Source organism: Pedobacter polysacchareus, from assembly GCF_019802255.1.
GTDB lineage: Bacteria > Bacteroidota > Bacteroidia > Sphingobacteriales > Sphingobacteriaceae > Pedobacter > Pedobacter polysacchareus.
In genome coordinates, this window is sequence record NZ_JAHYSS010000002.1 from 456,862 (window position 1) to 473,148 (window position 16,287).

Annotated in this window: 13 protein-coding genes; 4 read left to right on the forward strand and 9 right to left on the reverse strand. The window is 40.9% G+C overall.

Annotation, left to right across the window (positions count from 1 at the left end; translation table 11 throughout):
- The first annotated feature begins 122 nt into the window (after positions 1-122).
- The 4 genes from K7X70_RS05855 (at position 123) to K7X70_RS05870 (ending at position 4,453) form a co-directional block, all read left to right on the forward strand.
- Entirely contained in the window at positions 123-2,021 is a 1,899-nt protein-coding gene (locus K7X70_RS05855; RefSeq protein WP_222536170.1) for a sensor histidine kinase, read from the forward strand.
- Between the two features lie 176 nt (positions 2,022-2,197).
- Entirely contained in the window at positions 2,198-3,427 is a 1,230-nt protein-coding gene (locus K7X70_RS05860) for an MFS transporter (RefSeq protein ID WP_222536171.1), read from the forward strand.
- A 50-nt stretch (positions 3,428-3,477) separates the two neighbouring features.
- Entirely contained in the window at positions 3,478-3,951 is a 474-nt protein-coding gene (locus tag K7X70_RS05865) for an RNA polymerase sigma factor (RefSeq protein WP_222536172.1), read from the forward strand.
- Positions 3,944-4,453, forward strand: coding sequence for a hypothetical protein (locus K7X70_RS05870; protein WP_222536173.1), 510 nt, complete (start codon positions 3,944-3,946; stop codon positions 4,451-4,453). Before K7X70_RS05865 ends, K7X70_RS05870 begins: the two co-directional genes overlap by 8 nt.
- A gap of 80 nt (positions 4,454-4,533) precedes the next feature.
- Here the strand turns inward: K7X70_RS05870 and K7X70_RS05875 are convergent, their stop codons facing one another.
- The 9 genes from K7X70_RS05875 to K7X70_RS05915 form a co-directional block, all read right to left on the reverse strand.
- Positions 4,534-5,193 carry an HAD family hydrolase gene (locus K7X70_RS05875; RefSeq protein WP_222536174.1) on the reverse strand — a complete coding sequence of 220 codons (660 nt, stop codon included), beginning with the start codon at positions 5,191-5,193 and terminating at the stop codon, positions 4,534-4,536.
- A gap of 148 nt (positions 5,194-5,341) precedes the next feature.
- On the reverse strand, positions 5,342-6,265 hold the full coding sequence (locus K7X70_RS05880; protein WP_222536175.1) for a DUF4302 domain-containing protein: 924 nt from the start codon (positions 6,263-6,265) through the stop codon (positions 5,342-5,344).
- A gap of 54 nt (positions 6,266-6,319) precedes the next feature.
- Positions 6,320-7,210, reverse strand: coding sequence for a substrate import-associated zinc metallohydrolase lipoprotein (locus K7X70_RS05885; protein WP_222536176.1), 891 nt, complete (start codon positions 7,208-7,210; stop codon positions 6,320-6,322).
- Positions 7,211-7,212: 2 nt separating this feature from the next.
- A complete protein-coding gene (locus tag K7X70_RS05890; protein WP_222536177.1) occupies positions 7,213-8,715 on the reverse strand; it encodes a RagB/SusD family nutrient uptake outer membrane protein in 1,503 nt (500 codons plus the stop codon).
- Positions 8,716-8,729: 14 nt separating this feature from the next.
- Positions 8,730-12,350: a SusC/RagA family TonB-linked outer membrane protein gene (locus K7X70_RS05895; protein WP_222536178.1), complete on the reverse strand. Its 3,621-nt coding sequence runs from the start codon at positions 12,348-12,350 to the stop codon at positions 8,730-8,732.
- 212 nt (positions 12,351-12,562) lie between these two features.
- Positions 12,563-13,762, reverse strand: a complete 1,200-nt coding sequence (locus K7X70_RS05900; protein WP_222536179.1) for a FecR family protein — start codon at positions 13,760-13,762, stop codon at positions 12,563-12,565.
- A gap of 62 nt (positions 13,763-13,824) precedes the next feature.
- Complete coding sequence (locus K7X70_RS05905; RefSeq protein ID WP_222536180.1) at positions 13,825-14,418, reverse strand: RNA polymerase sigma factor; 594 nt, start codon at positions 14,416-14,418, stop codon at positions 13,825-13,827.
- Between the two features lie 411 nt (positions 14,419-14,829).
- On the reverse strand, positions 14,830-15,006 hold the full coding sequence (locus K7X70_RS05910) for a hypothetical protein (protein ID WP_197286306.1): 177 nt from the start codon (positions 15,004-15,006) through the stop codon (positions 14,830-14,832).
- A 97-nt stretch (positions 15,007-15,103) separates the two neighbouring features.
- A complete protein-coding gene (locus K7X70_RS05915; RefSeq protein ID WP_222536181.1) occupies positions 15,104-16,198 on the reverse strand; it encodes a metallophosphoesterase in 1,095 nt (364 codons plus the stop codon).
- Between the last annotated feature and the right edge of the window lie 89 nt (positions 16,199-16,287).

Below are 16,287 nucleotides of genomic sequence, written 5' to 3' on the forward strand. Positions count from 1 at the left end.
TGTGAAATGATTGAGCAATTGAACCTATTTATAAATATATAAAAATAACTTAGCTGTAGAATTATTGCTTATTTTTAAGGAAAATAATAAGATGCATACAAACGCCCTCTCTATAGCCAATTATGCCTGATCAACCTGTATTCTCCAGTCATAAAAGATTGCTGTTTGCTGTGCTGGTGCTCACTTTATGGTTCGGCAGTACCAAAGGGTTTTCTCAAATCGCAGAGGTTAGAAAACTGGAATCTATCCTGCCGAAGGTTAAAGACAGCATCGTCTATGTAGATGTACTCAATCGTATTGGTATGCTTTCCCACCTGCAATACCGGGATTCCTGCCTGTATTATGCGCAAAAAGCAGAAGGGATAGCCCTCAGACATCAGTATCAGAAAGGATTGTCGGATGCATTTAATTGTCAGGGCATCTATTACATCGCGATTAATAATTACCTCTCCGCCAAGTATTTTAATGATGCACTGCAGATCTATAAAAAAATAGATGATCTGGAAGGCATTTGTCAGGTGAAGATGAACATGGCCACGCTGATCTCGGTGAATAAGTCGGGCGGTAATGCCCTGCAATATATTCAGGAAGCCTACGAAAAGAGTAAGTCGCTGAAAAAAGATTCTCTCCGTTCTATCCTCATCAGTAAATACCTGGACATCGATACCAGCCTAAGCAAGCCACAGTTTAAAGCGCTTTTTGACGAAGGATATGCGATTGCTAAAAAATATCAGGACCAACGCATGATGATTTTTTACAACGCCACGGCTGGTGTGACGCTATATGAGGAAGGCCAGAAACAGGCGGGGCTGGACACGCTGCTGAACGCCTTGAAACAAGCAGATCTGATGGGCTTCGGAAGTGTAAAAGTTTGGACTTATGCTGCGCTCAGTGATATGATGTTGGATCAGAAAAAGGATCAGCTGGGTATCAATTACCTGACCAATGGACTGGAAGCATCTGAAGAATTCGGTTATGCGGAATATTACACCACCTTCGCGGAGAAATTATACCGGTATTATAAATCACATGGACAGCCGGAAAAAGCTTATTACTATGTTTCTCTTTTATTAGCAAAAAGGGACCAAATTGCGAAGGCTGCGGATCAGTCAGGTTATAATTACCTGAATTTCGCCCTGCGGGAAAATGAAAACCTGGAGCTTAAAAGTAAAGCGGATTCCAGGTTTCGGCTGATGGCTTTATTAGGCTGTTTATTTGCACTCAGCGTAGCCTTGCTGTTTTTTGTATACCGCTCGCTGCGGGTAAAAAAAGAACATGCGGAAGCCCAGCGGAAACTGCATGAGTTGACCCTGCGCCAGAATACAGAACTGCAGAAGACAAATCATTTCAATACCATGCTGATTTCTGTGATTGCACATGATGTCAGACAGCCATTCAGTACGGTGGTGATGCTTTCCAGTATTTTTAATGAAGAGGTGGATTTGCTGGGAGAAGCCGAAAAGCTGGAAATCATGAGGGAGCTCAATGGGACTGCACTAAAGAGCCTTTCCTTTATGGATGGGCTGCTGGAATGGATTAAATCGAAGAAAAATGGCTTTGAATACCATCCTGAAAAGTTGATGCTCAAAGCACTCATCCATGAAGCCAATACGTTTTTCCAGATGGGGCAGGAGAAGAAAATGATTCGTTTGGAATTGGAGGTTGCGGAAGAAGTCAGCGTATGCGCACACAAGCAAATGCTGCTTTTTATCCTTCGTAATATGCTAAACAATGCGACTAAGTTTTCGCCGGTTGGGGGGATCATTACCGTTGCAATCGAGGAGAAAGCAGATGAAATCATTGTGAGCATTAAAGACCAGGGCGTAGGAATGAGCCAGGAAAAAATAGACCATCTCTTTACTTTAGCCGCTTCAGAGGGTGAGGAAAATCAAAACCATGGTGCCGGCCTTGCCCTGAGCATTTCTTATGAGATGGCCAGCATCATGAATGCGAAAATTTATGCCAAAAGTGCCTTGGGCCAGGGCACTGTCTTTTTCCTGGCATTGAAGAGAAATGGATAGTGCTTCTTTGTTTGAATTGTGTAATTTTTGTTTTTGAGCTATAGGGCGATTTAGCGTTTTTATTGCTTTTGAGGGGTAATAATGCCGATTTCTTGTTTGCTTTAGTTGAATTGTGTAATCGCATGTTTGATTCTCATAATTCTCCCTGCTGGTAAATTGTTAATTTTGCCGCATCTATGATGACAAGTCTTTCCAAAACAAAAACAATAAAAGAAAACCATCAGCAAATCGCTACCTGGCTTGCTTTTGCTTTACTTCCTTTATCGGGTTTTGCTACCGATATTTATATCCCTTCGCTGCCTACAATGGCTGGCGTTTTGAATGTTTCCAGTATTCAGGTCCAGCTTACCTTAAGTATTTTCCTGATCAGTTATGGGGTTTCCCAGCTATTTATCGGGAGTGTGCTCGATAGCTTTGGCAGGTATAAAGTTTGTCTGGTTTCACTGCTGATTTTTGCAGCAGCGAGTCTGGTGATTGCTTTGACCCATAACATTTACCTGATTTATGCGATGCGTGTGATCCATGGCCTCACTGTTGGCGCGATTGTAGTCGCGAAAAGAGCCTACTTTGTAGATGTTTTCAAAGGCGACGAATTGAAGCATTACCTCAGCTTATTTTCAATTATCTGGTCTACCGGACCTATTGTTGCGCCTTTTGTAGGTGGGTATCTGCAAGCTGCTTTCGGCTGGGAATCCAATTTCTATTTTCTGGCTGGCTTTGCCGTAGTTTTTGCGGTACTCGAATTGATTTACAGTGGAGAAACACTGGTCCATGTGACTGAGTTTAACTTCAGAAAGATTGTAAATATCTATCTGGAGATGATTAAAACTGCCAGTTTTACCCTGGGGATTGTGATGCTGGGATTGGCTTATTGTATGGTGATGGTGTACAACATGACCGGCCCTTTTATCATTGAACATGAGCTTCATTTCTCTCCGGTAATTGCCGGTTACAGCTCCTTGGTATTGGGTTTTGCCTGGATGGTAGGTGGTTTTATCGGTAAAGCAACGATCAATAAACCTTTTTTCAGCAGGCTAGCTTTGAATGTAGGCCTGCAGCTGGCATTCGTTGCCGTTATGATTTTGAGCCTTAACTTCATCAGCAACTTATATTCCCTGATCTTCTTTGCATTTATTATTCATGTGGGTGCAGGTTATACGTTTAACAATTATTTCACTTTCTGCCTGAGTAAATTCCCTAAAAATGCAGGAATTGCAGGCGGACTGACCGGAGGATTCACTTATGTCATTGTTTCGTTATTAAGCTATGGTATTGTGAGTATTGTACCTGCGCAGGATGAAAGAAACCTAAGCTACAGTTATCTCATCCTGATACTGTTGTCTATTATCATTATGTTTTTTATCTTTAAAATGAATAAGAAACAACCAGATAGTGTAGCGGCATAGGTTGATTTTATTTTTGATTTTCCTAAACTTTAGTTAATTTAGATTTAATCATGCCCAAATCTACCTCTCAGGTGATCATAGATCATCCATCCCAAAGCATTCGCTATCTTTATGATAAGCATGCGGGAATGCTATTAGGCTATATATTTGAAGTGGTAAAAGACCGAAAGTTAGCCGAAGATTATTTAATAAAGATATTTTCTGCCCTCTCCCTGAGGGACGAGATTCCGAATCAGGAACAGGTCAGTAGCTGGTGCAGCCTACTTAAATTTGCAAAGGCAAAATTGCAGTTGTTTCATGTGGGTAATCCCTATGAAACAACTCATGTTGAGTCAGGTGTAGCATTAGCTCAGCCAGTCAATACTTATCTTGACCGTTTAAATGAATTGCAAAGAAGTGTTTTCTGTGGTGTTTATCACCATGGGAAGACGATTTCATCACTTTCGATAGCACTAAATACAACTGAGGATTTAACCAGAAAGACTTTAAAAGAGGCTTTCCTAATTATGAGAAGTGATGGTTAAGATAGAAGAGTATCTGGAAAGCGGCGTGTTGGAGACCTATATATTAGGTATTGCCACCGAAGCTGAAATTGAAGAATTGTTAGCCCTTAAATCCCGTCATCCTCAGATCGACGAAGCATTGGCTATCCTGGAAGCCGATCTGGAACGTATTGCGGAACACATGGCCATTGCGCCGCCGCCAAATACCTGGAACAGGATTGAAACCAGTATGAATGAATTGGTAAAAAGACCTAAGATGGAACATCCAAAAATGGAATACCTGATTGGCGATGAGCCGGTAGAAAGAAGTCGCCCAAGATCACGTAAAAGCGAGCAGTTTATCGAGGTGGAAGGGGAAAACGGCCACATGCGCATTCGTAAAGCATGGCGATGGGTGTTTGCTGCAGTATTTGTATTGGGCAAAATATTCCTGGCCTTTGCGATTTATTATTACCTGGAAAACAAACACACGCAAGAGGAGATCCAGCAGCTGAAAATGGAAATGAGAAGCATGCGGAGATAAAATCGAGCATTTAATAAATATAGAAACCGGATGATTGCTTTCAGCAGCCATCCGGTTTTTTGTATTAAACAAGCATTGTTTTATTTGAATAATTCAATCACTTTGTCGTACGACAGTTCCTGGTAATCGTTGATGTATAAATCACATTTTGGCAGTTCTTCAATGGTATGGGAGGTCAAAACACCTACTACACGCATTCCTGCATTTAAAGCAGCCGAAATCCCCGAATAAGAATCTTCAAATACCAGGCATTGATCCGGTGTGACGCCCAGATTTCTTGCAGAGGTCAAATACACTTCCGGATCTGGTTTATGTTTTTTTACATCTTCACTGGCCAGGATAGAACCTAATTTTTCCCTGATGGCTACTTTGCTTAGGATCAACTCGAGGTTGGCATAAGGGGCAGAGGTGGCTACACCTAATTTTACACCATGGTTTTCCAGGTCGGCAATGAATTCTTCAATTCCGGCAATTGGCTCGATGTGGTCTTTGTAGATTTCGCGAAATAGACCTTCTTTTTCTTCTTCCAGGTCCAGGAGCTCAGTGCCAGTAATTGGTCGGTTAAAAAAGTGGCTGAAGATGTAACTATTGCTTTTTCCATACATGTGCTGGGCAAATTCAGCTTCGGTAGGGGCCAGGTTTCTAAGTGCAAAGAAATCACGGAAGGCAAGAGAATGATAAGGATTGGTATGGCAGATGACGCCATCCATGTCAAAGATGACTGCAATTTCTTTATTCATTCCGTAAAGTTAATGACTATAGGGAAAGATAAAAGCTTATGGAATGTATTCTGGCAGTTTTGACAAAAAAACAACCGCCTGCATTTTCCGGGGGAAGAAAATACAGACGGTGTTAAATTAGCTGTAGCTAATTATTATTATTAGGGTATTAGAGGAATTTCGGATCGGAGGTCCCTGCGATTTCGGCAGTGATGTCTCCAATTTTAGATACGAATTTTTTATTGGTCGCATCCCACTGGAAGAAATAAAAGGTCTTGCCTTCAAACTCAATACCTGGCATAATGTAAATGCCTTTGGTACCATAACCTAAACCTGCTCTTCTGGTCAATGTTTTGGTTACCGCTCCAGTAGTTGGATTGGTTGTTTTGGTATATAAGGCCACAGTTTTAGTTCCAGTCTTTGTCAAAGTAAGTATAGAATCTTTTAGTTTCGTACCCTCACGTGAGGCGCTGAATAGATAACCTGGTGCTACGAAATCAGTAGCCAGAATATTGCCAATCGTAGCATTCATATCTACCCAATCCTCTTTCGTTGCTCTTTCGAATCTCAGCTCCACATGTTTTCTGTTGGTTTGGAAAATCAGGTCTCTGTCGGCTCTGCCATAACTTAAAAACTCAAACTCTCCGCCTCTGGCTCTACCGCCCATCCCTGGTTCTGCGAAAGAAGCATCTGCCAGGTCATGAAGGATGCTGTAAGTGCTGAATTCTAATTTCAGGGTTGATCCTAGTTTAAGCGCGTACTCGCTGGTCTCCAGTCTGCTTAGGTCTAAAGTAGACTTCATCTGTACATGCGTATCGTCAGTGAATTTGAATAAGAAGGAATAGCTTTTGTTTGCGCCAGGTACAACTGATAATGCCTCAGTCGACATTGGGAAATAAACCAGCTTCCAGCCTTCCGGTGAGGATTTTAAATCTGCACGCAGTTCCTGCTTGGCTGTTTCCAGTCTGATTGTCGAGCTTTCCTCGAATATTTTATCGTCTTTTTTACTGCAGGAGGCCATGAGGATGACTAGTGCCATAGCCGCGGTAGTAAATTTTATTTTAGAAGTGGTCTTCATCTTTGTAAGTTTCATTTTCTATTAAACAATTTTGAGTGATGGTTCTTCCCGGTTTCCCGGGCGGTACAATTAAGGTTTACTCAAATAAGCGGTTCTTTTTTGCGCTGTTTTTTCCTGCAGTTTATAGATGTCAATGCCATAAACTTTAGTGAAATAACTCACTACCAAGCCTTCTTTTCTTCTCAGGTCTTCTTTGGCTTTAGTGGCCGTAGTAGATCCGTCGACATCCTCAATGCTATTGATGAAATTGTCCCATTCCGGGCGGGTCATCGTTAGCATAAATTTCACCATTTCGGCAAAATCTTCACCTACATTCATTCTTGCATAACTCGATACAAAGCCTTCCAGATTGGACTCCCAGTCATCGAAATTCTGCCAGTTGGCGGTATAACCTGCAGGGGTAATCTGCTTATAGGCAGCCTCGTCAAAATTTCTGATCTGATTCAAAATGTGTGCGTACTCATGGTGAATTAGGCCACTGTAACCGTTATAGACACCTGGGGTTTTCAAACGCTGGGCGGTAATTTCATTGACACTGAAAAGCGTAATGGTTTTTCCTCCTGAAGCTTGTCCCCATGCACCGTTACCACCATTTGTGGTCAAGTCATCACCACCTCTGAAAATTAGTTCTCTTGGGGCAATTTTCTTCACAAAATCAGGACCTGCAATCTCCGAATAAGACTCGATCCAGGTATTTTGAAGCAGTTCCAGTAAAAGTCTTACTTTTTGTGGCTCAGGTGGGATGTTGTATCTTCCGAAGTCGCTCATGTCGCCTTCATCCCATTTGTATTTCACTTTGATGTTGTAAGGGCTGGTATAATTGCTGGTAATCCATTCGTCAAAAGCAGTTTTAACGGGATCACTAATGTCCAGCTGACTTTGATCAGGCAGCACTTCTTTTTTAGCGCAGGACGTGAGTATTAATATATATAGGGCGAAAAAGGGAATTATTTTTTTCATGATTATCTTTCGTTAGGTTCTAAGCCAAATTCCAAAGCCACTTGTGGGATTTGAAGTTGTTTTCTCGGGTCATTTTTGGTCAATACAATATTTTGCAATCCGGTTAACGTATGGGTTACTTCCATATTGAATCTTCTATTGTCAAACCACCTCATGCCTTCAAAAGTGAATTCTCTTCTTTTTAATTCCGATACTGCTTGTACTAAACTCGCCTGGATATCTGATGTGAATGGATAAGATGGCGTTAGTAAGGTTTTTGCATTCGGGTAAGTCGTCAATATTCTGGCTTCTGTCAATGGTCTTGTAGCAGGGTTGTAATTCACCAGTTTTTTAGTGTAAAGCAGGGTCAAATCTGCGATGGCATTGGCATTGTCACCTTTCATGGCATAAGCCTCTGCGCGGTTCATCAATACCTCATCGTAAGTCAGGGCTACATAAGCCATGTAGTCATTTCCAACTCCAGCCTCAGCATTGGTATACACGAAATTGTTTCTGAATTTTCTGATCACAATATTTCCACCCACTTCATACTGCACATAACCGTAAGCCCATGAAAGTCCTAATGGATTGGTATTTGCAGGAAGAATGACCGTTTGTCCAAGTCTAAGCGTCAATGAGAAACGGTTGAAAATGCAAAAATACCAGTACTGACTGCAGTTACCACTGGCTACCATCACATTGGCAGGCTCTTCAGTAGAAGAATAAAGCGGTAGTACATTGTCAGAACCCAATGCTCTGTATTTTACAGCCCAGTCTCTCAGCAGGGTACCAGGATTTTTCAGGATATCCGAAGAGTACTGAATTACTTTATCCCAATCCCCTTTATACAGGTAAAATCTGGAAGCAAAAGCTTTGGCTGCTTCTGGAGAGAATTTGAATTTTGGGGCAGTAGCATTGGTTTGAATGAGTGCCATTCCTTCCAGCATATCTCTCTCTATAAAGTCGTAAACTTCTTTTACAGAAGCACGTTTGTAACGTTTGAAAGGCTCATCTTCTACTTCCTGAACATAAGGAACACCAAGATCTGTTGCAGCAGTAGCAGGATTGTAGTGTTTAGCCCAAAGGTTAACCAGCATAAAATGGTAGTAGGCTCTGATTAATAAAGCTTCTCCTTTTGATGCGGCGATATCAGTTGCGCCTTGCAGTTTCTCGATGCTGGCCAGGGCTTGATTAGCTACCGCAATAGATTTATAGCAAGCCAGCCAATAGCCGATCGGACTGGATCCGTCTTCATCAATATCATTAGTTTTCCAGCGGTAAGAGAAATCATTTACCTGATCGAATGCAGTCACCTTTCCGCCATCTAAGACGTTGTCTGACATGGTTTCGGTGAATGCGAAATGCGCAGGGCCATCGTAGGCACCTGCCAATAATTTATCCACCTTTTCTTTAGAATTGATGGTTGTTCTGTTATCTGGCATTTCTGACAAATACTTTTTGCAGCCCGACCCGGTGATGCAAATCGCTAAGACAGCTAGTGTATATAGTAAGTTCTTATTTTTCATGATAATTTCAGGGATTAAATACCAATGTTCAAGGATAGGATGTATTGTTTAGAAACGGGTTGAGCTACCCCACCAACGTTATAAAATTCAGGATCTGCACCGTTAAGTTTTTTATCCGAATAGATTAACCATGGGTTGGTTGCTGCAAGACGCACAGAAACATTGTTCAAGCCAATTCTTCTCACTAAGGTTTCATTCAATTTATAAGATAGTGCCACATTTCTCAGGCGCAGGAAAGTACCATCAGCCACTTGTGCAGTAGAGAAATTGTAAGAGTTATAAGCTCTTGCCAGGTTTCCATCCTCTGCCAGTAAACGCTGATCCGCAATTACAGGCACGTTCGTACGCAGTTCATCACCAGCTAACAACCATCTGTTGGCAAAGTCTTTTGTAGGGACAAAACCTTCGGTATAGCTAGAAGAGAAAATTGGTGTTTTACGGATTTTATTTCCTGTAGAACCATATAGGAAGAAACTGAATCCCCAGTTTTTGTATTTAAAATTGTTGGATAGACCCATGGTCATGTTTGGATCTACTGAACCCTCATTTACCAGGTAGCTCAACACGTTATTACGGTCTTGCATGTTTACATCACTTACTGTGATCAGGTCGCCTTGAGCATCTTTAACTTTGAATTGAGGTAATCCTTTATCATTTAATCCTACAAAATTCAGGGAGAATAATGAACCTCTAGGGTAGCCAATGCTATTACCACCATTCTGCTGAACCAGGTCAAACACAGAAGATCTTACTTCCAGTTTTGTGATTTTTTGTTTGAAATGGTCAAAGTTAAGGGTGGTCTGCCAGCTGAAATCACCATTGGTAATATTGGTGGTCTGGATAGCTACCTCTATACCTCTTGTAGTCATATCTGCATTATTTGCTGTTTTTAACAGCTCACCACCGATACCGCTGGCCTGAAGATCATCGATCAAATCAAAAGATTTTTTCTGATAAACATCCGTGGATACCGTCACTCTATTGTTTAGGAAACCTAAGTCTAAACCAAGGTTGGCAGAATATTGTTTCTCCCAGGTCAGGTACCTGTTGGCCAGTTCACTGATGTTGATCACTGACTCTCTGTCTGCACCATTCACACGGTTAATGCTGACGTTATTTTTGTAAATCGTATAAGCATTTGTCGCAGGACCAGTATTTGCCGTTAAACCATAAGAAGCACGGAATTGTAAAGCACTCAGGTCAATGCTTTTATTGAAATCCTGCATGAATTTCTCCATATATAGATCCCATTTACCACTCACCGTCCAGGTAGGTAACCATCTTGCAGAAGAGGCTTCTCCCTGTCTGTTGGAACCATCATATCTTCCTGAGGCAGAAATCACATACCTATCCAGGAATCCGTAAGTTGCCTTACCAAGGAAGGCCACAGAACGCTCTCTGAATGCTGGCACTTCGAAGTAATTGATTCCTTCATTGAATGCTTTTTTCAAGATTGAAATGTCTGTGTACGGTACATAGCCATCGTCAAACTGCATCCCGAAACCAGTGAATGAACTTCCACCACGGTCGATGTAACGCATTTCCTGAGCAGCAAGGATGTCTAAATCATGTTTTCCATTAAATTTATCATAGTAGTGTAGGGTATTTCTCAGGTAATAATTGGTCAGAGAGTTGTCGTATTTAGAGTAAATACCACCGTTTGGAATGGCTACAGTTGGAACATAACCCACTACATCCGGATCTCTGTATAAGAACCTGTTATTTTCTCTGATTAAAGCAGTAGAAGCTGATCGGTAGGCGCCAACTCTGTTTGATTTTTCCAAAGCAAAAACTTCTCTTTCTGAGTTCACAAAACGTGCAGAACCAATAGAAGAGAAATCGATCTTATCGGTAATTTTGTATTTGAAATCTGCCTGGAACTGGAAATCTTTAACATTGATGTCCATGTAATTGTTCTCAATTTCATTCAGGATGTTAAAAGGAGCAAAGTTTTTACGGTAATATTCCAGATTGCCATTTTCGTCATACGGTCTTAACACACGACTGGTAGATAAGGCGTAACTGAACGGATTGATGTCAAAATCTCTGGTCACTGTACCGAAATACGAGTCAGGAGAGGAGTTTAATGTTCCTGGTGCTTTTTGCTTCCTGATCGAACTTAAAGTCGACAAGGTCAGGTTCACTTTATCTGAAAAATAGAATGTGTTTTTGAAATTTACTGCCAGCTGATCTACTTTGTCCGCTTTTGTCCATCCCGGATCATTCAGGTAACCTACCGAAGCATAGTAACCATTTTTAGCACCACCACCAGAAAAAGTAAGGGTATGGTTGTTCATCAGTGATGGTCTGAATAAAGTGCTGAACCAGTCGGTATTGGCCATTTCATATTTCTGAAGGAAACGGTTCAGGTCCTGATCTGTATTGCCCAATTGGAAGGTTTTCGTAATTGGGTCATAAGTATTCATTTTGTCATAAGCCATTCCATAAACACCGGAATTACTTACCCCAGCTAAATTGCTTTGGTTCAGGAATCCTTTAGATTTTAATTCCGTTAAAATACCCATGTTCTCATAAGAATTCAGGATGTCAAACTGGTTGTAACTTGGGGTTTGACGTACCGAGAATTCTCCAGTGTAAGTCACAGCAGTAGGGGTATCTCTTCTTCCTTTTTTTGTGGTGATTACAATCACACCATTCATGGCTCTTGCACCATACAATGAGGTTGCAGAAGCATCTCTAAGGATGTCAATACTCTCAATGTCATTCGTGTTGATACCGGCTACGGTAGAACCGATTAAGGTTTCCGCATTTCCTGAAGTCAGGTCATTTGTAGTTTGTTCTACAATATCTTCCCTTACTACTCCGTCAATTACCCATAATGGTGCAGTCTGACCTTTGATCGAGGAACCACCCCTGATGCTGATCTTTGGTGCAGCCCCAAAAGTACCCGAGATATTCTGAACGTTTACCCCGGCAGCACGACCTTGAAGCATACCGGTAATGTCTGTAGCTCCGTCCAGTTTGATCTGATCCATTTTCAGTGTTTGTGTAGCTCCGGTAAATAGCTTACGCTTGATGGTCTCCATACCGGTAACGACTACGCCCGATAAAAGATTTTCATCTTCTTTCAGCGTTACATTCATTACGGTTTGGCTGCCCACTGCTTTAGCCTGGGTCATATAACCGATATAGCTGAATATCAAGGTAGAACCCTGGTTTTCCAGTTTAATTGAATATTCTCCTTTGGCATTGGTGCGGACTACATTTTTAGTATCTTTTTCCGATACACTGGCCCCAACTAATGGACCGGTTGCGTCGGATACCTTACCTGTAATCACTTGCTGCTGAGAACGAATCAGGAAAGCCTGTTCCGCTTTTGGCGACAAAGGATTGATCAGAATGATATTGCCTTCAATTTCAAATTGAAAAGGCTGATTGCTCATCGCCTGATAAAGTGTTTCATTGATGGTAGCGTCTTGTACCGAAATACTTACGGGCCTTGATTTTTGCAAGAGGTCTGTGTTGTATACCAGTTTATAGCCGCTTTGTTTTCTAATTTCCTGCAAGACTTCTCTCAGTGGTGTATTTTTTACCGATAAGGTTATCTTTTGAGAGAAAGTTTTAGCTGAAATCTGCAGACTGGCAATGACCATTAAAAATGCTGTCAATTTCATGGTTAGTGAAAGTTTGGTGGTTAGGTTTTTCGCAAGGATTATATTCCGCCTAAGGCAGAGCAATAGCTTGCGCTGAACATTTAAATTCATAGATTTGTTTAGTTGTAAGGTAATTGGTTAATTAATTGTTTTCGGTTGCCTGAATCATCGCCGGTTGCATTGCAGTGCAACCGGCTTTTTTCTTTAGTAAACTTTTACATAAGCATTGGTTTTTAGTGGTTTAGTTTGATGGTGTTATTTACGATTTGAAATTTCAGATTCCCTGTTTTCTCCAGCATTTGAAGCACTTTTAAGAGTGTTTCATTTCGGGATACCAGGATATTATATCGGGTGTTGGGAATGTCATTGTAATCGACTTCTACATTGTACCATCTGGCGAATTGCTTTAAAATTTCTTTTAAATGCACATCCTCAAACAGGAAATTGCCATTCTTCCAGGCACGGGCGCTCTCCGGATTTACTTTCAGCACGGAAAGCTGATGATCGGAGTTCAGGATCGACTGTTCTCCAGGGCTTAGTGTTTTACTGTTATTGCCTGTTTTGCCACTCACATTGACTATTCCAGACATTAAGGTGGTTTTTACCAATTGGTCATCTTCGTAAGCGCTGATGTTGAACTCAGTACCCAATACCTGAACGACTTGTCGGGATGTCTCTACAAAAAACGGAAGCCGCTTTCCATCCACAGTTACTTTCTCTACTTCAAAATATCCTTCTCCACTTAAAGAGACACGTCGCTCATTTTTTGCGAATTTCAGTGGATACCTTAAGGAAGAAGAGGTGTTTAACCATACGCGGGTGCCGTCTGGAAGCAATACTTCATACTGCGCTCCTTTAGGCGTTCTCAATTCATTATAGGCCGGGACTTCAGAAGTCACGTTTTTGCTGTCTACTTCATAAACAAGCATGCCGTCTTTAGTTTTACTGATGGTGATGCCTTTTTGATTCAGCACGGTATCGCTGTCGTCAGCAGTCAATGCAATCGTAGAACCGTCTTCCAGTACAAGCGTAGCTTTACTACTGCCCGGCTGTACATCATGAACCACCGCTGGTGTATCATTAATGACGCCTTTTTGATACTCCTGGAAAAACAGGTAAGCTGTGCCCAGCATTAAGCCGGTCATCGCTGCTGCAACCAGATATTTCTTATAACGGTATAAGAAGAATTTATGGGTTTCTTTTTCAGGGAAGAGCGTGTTTTTCAGGTATTGATCTGTTTGCTCAAATACCGCAACCACCTCCGGCTGTGATTCGAAATCTTCTGGTGCTGCTTGAGCAAGTTCTTCCAGGATCAGCGATTTTAGTTCCGCATCCTCCTGAATTTTGCCAAAATGGTGCAGCAATGCTTTCACTTCTTCAGGACTGCATTGATTACTTAGGTAAAGATTAAATAGCTGAGAGACTGGTTTCATTGTATTCCTCTTTTAAGCTAATACGCTTGAAAAAGAAAAAGCAACTACTCCAATTGTTGATTTTAGTTAAAATATGTTAAATAAATGATGAACAATACAAAATCTATATGCGAAAGATTCTTTTTAAGGATGCTGGTAGCCTTCACAATGTGATTATTTACCGTAGCAGGGGAGATATTTAACATCAAACTCACTTCATTATAACTTTTGCCATCAATTTTACAAAGCTTAAAAACGGTGCGGCATTTAGGAGGCAATTGCTCTATTTGCTGTTCAAGCAGGTTAAAGTTTTCTTTGAGATGAAAAGCATCTTCAATCGGATTGTATTCCTGCCCGATGGTCAAGGCGATCAGTTGCTCTTCCAGTTTTTTATCACGACTGGCTTTTCTGAAAAAATCATAGACTTTATTCTGAGCAATACGGAAAATATAATGTTCAATGGGTTGTTTGGGATCTATGTAATCCCTGTTGTGCCAAATGGTGACAAACGTTTCCTGAAGCAGGTCGGAAGCCAATTCCGAAGACTTTACCATTTTTAGAATATTCGCATAAATACGACCTCTGTATTTCTTATAAAAGAAATCAAAAGCACTGCTGTCTCCGGTTTTTAATCGAACAAGCATTTCCTCATCTACAATCAACTTACTTTTCTCCATCCTATGAGTGTAATTCTAGTTCAGTTATACTTTTTGTTGTTTTTATACGTTATGCTTTTCCTGTTTTTTATTAGAAAAATGGCTGCATATTGCCCATTTCTCCCTATTAAAGCATGTTTTATTTGTTTTTTGGCTATTATTTTGATCTAGAGTTAGTCAAAATTTTGATTCAAATTAAGAATTTTTCCAACAATAGATTGAAAAATAAAAGAATTATATTTTTATTGATTTATCGACATAGGGTTTAAAGAAGATTTTTTTTAATTGTTTTTAAGGGAAATAAAGGAGGATGGAATCTTTTATTTTACATTCAAAAACCGGGAAAGAAATCCTGAAAAATAACACAGCCCTTGTAGGATTTTCTACAAGGGCTGTGTTGTTTTTAATTTTTTAGAGAAGATTTAAAGGGTCTTATTTATGCGTTCTCTTCCTATCATTGTCTTTATTGGAAGTCTGATCAGATCGTTGTCCACCACCATTGGTAATGCCTACTTTTTTCTTGTCGTCTTTAACATTGTGATGAATGCGATCTGAGGTCGGATTCCCCTGGCTGACGCCACTGTTTTTGGGATGCTGTTCTTTGTTCATGATGATTCCTTTCTTTTGTTATGATTAAAAAACAAGTCCTGAGGTGTTTAGTTTTAATAACCTGTTATGTGGAGTTAAATAAACTGGAGTATTTAAGTTAAATCGCGGTATCTAGAAGATTTTCCAATTCTGTTTCTTCGAGCACAAAGCGTTTGGAGCCGACATCCTTAATAAATTTCCATTTGATCAGGCGGATTTTTCCATCTCCGATCTCTATGCCGGTAATGTCTCCATCATTAAAACAACAGCATCCGGTATTGAAGTAGGTGTTCTTAGAATATACTTGCCGGGGACTGGTTTCCCCGCTAATTTTACCGGCAATCAATTCAGCCTCCAGTTTCTGGACCCTATCCTGCTGTCCGTTTTTTCTGGCTTCATCCAATCGGATGTAGGTTCTTTCCAGGTGGGTGAGGGAGTTGAATACCGGTTGATGGGTATGCCCGGTGATTAAAGCCATGTTATTTTGCAGGGCAGTCCAGTCGTACATGATCGCATTGTGCGCAGATTTTAACTGGTTGTCGAAAGCAGGTGTATTCGGGTTGATGCGGAGGTAAGCCTGAAAAGGGGCCCATACATTGGAGACAAACCATTTGCTGAACCAGTTGCCGTCACTTTGCAGGTCGCCCTGGTGGCCATGGGTTAACAAAATATCCAGGATTCTGGAATCCAGCCGAATGCGCAGTACCATGCCCTCATAAATTTTCACTTTGCGCCCATATATTTTTTTTAGATGGTATCCGGCCAAAGGGTCATTGTCCCAGTATAAATCATGATTCCCAAAAATCTTAAAGAAAGCATCCCGTTTTAAAAACTGGGCTTCCTGCTCAAAAGTTGCTTTATTGTGTTTCAGGACACTCCATACCGGGTATTTCCAAAATTCTTCACTATCTCCTAAGCTGCAGTATAGAAACTGCTCCTCATTGTAGTACTGTAATGCCGCGAGGTAGTTTTTTTCCGATAAAGCGAAATCATCCCCGGGATTTCTGTTGCCCTTGTGCTGATCTGAAAATATGATGAGTTTTTGGTCTGAATGGAAATCAAGGATTAGCCCCTGCTTCCCCTGATCTTTCAAAATATTTTGAAATAATGCGCTGAGTGCCTCATGTACGTGTTTTGGCGATGGTTTGGAGCTGTATTTATTGGCCAGTTTAATGACCCGTTCTGTGAGTAGCTTTTGTAAAAATACGCGCATGTTTGTAAAATATTTTCGATTTTATGTAACCTTCTGTCGGTTAGATACATCTTATACATAGAAAATACCATCACCATAACCATTCACCT

Excerpts from the sequence above, each read along its gene's own strand:
- K7X70_RS05855 (WP_222536170.1), top strand. The coding sequence starts at position 123 with ATGCCTGATCAACCTGTATTCTCCAGTCATAAAAGATTGCTGTTTGCT.
- K7X70_RS05860 (WP_222536171.1), top strand. The coding sequence starts at position 2,198 with ATGATGACAAGTCTTTCCAAAACAAAAACAATAAAAGAAAACCATCAG.
- K7X70_RS05865 (WP_222536172.1), top strand. The coding sequence starts at position 3,478 with ATGCCCAAATCTACCTCTCAGGTGATCATAGATCATCCATCCCAAAGC.
- K7X70_RS05870 (WP_222536173.1), top strand. The coding sequence starts at position 3,944 with ATGGTTAAGATAGAAGAGTATCTGGAAAGCGGCGTGTTGGAGACCTAT.
- K7X70_RS05875 (WP_222536174.1), bottom strand. The coding sequence starts at position 5,193 with ATGAATAAAGAAATTGCAGTCATCTTTGACATGGATGGCGTCATCTGC.
- K7X70_RS05880 (WP_222536175.1), bottom strand. The coding sequence starts at position 6,265 with ATGAAACTTACAAAGATGAAGACCACTTCTAAAATAAAATTTACTACC.
- K7X70_RS05885 (WP_222536176.1), bottom strand. The coding sequence starts at position 7,210 with ATGAAAAAAATAATTCCCTTTTTCGCCCTATATATATTAATACTCACG.
- K7X70_RS05890 (WP_222536177.1), bottom strand. The coding sequence starts at position 8,715 with ATGAAAAATAAGAACTTACTATATACACTAGCTGTCTTAGCGATTTGC.
- K7X70_RS05895 (WP_222536178.1), bottom strand. The coding sequence starts at position 12,350 with ATGAAATTGACAGCATTTTTAATGGTCATTGCCAGTCTGCAGATTTCA.
- K7X70_RS05900 (WP_222536179.1), bottom strand. The coding sequence starts at position 13,762 with ATGAAACCAGTCTCTCAGCTATTTAATCTTTACCTAAGTAATCAATGC.
- K7X70_RS05905 (WP_222536180.1), bottom strand. The coding sequence starts at position 14,418 with ATGGAGAAAAGTAAGTTGATTGTAGATGAGGAAATGCTTGTTCGATTA.
- K7X70_RS05910 (WP_197286306.1), bottom strand. The coding sequence starts at position 15,006 with ATGAACAAAGAACAGCATCCCAAAAACAGTGGCGTCAGCCAGGGGAAT.
- K7X70_RS05915 (WP_222536181.1), bottom strand. The coding sequence starts at position 16,198 with ATGCGCGTATTTTTACAAAAGCTACTCACAGAACGGGTCATTAAACTG.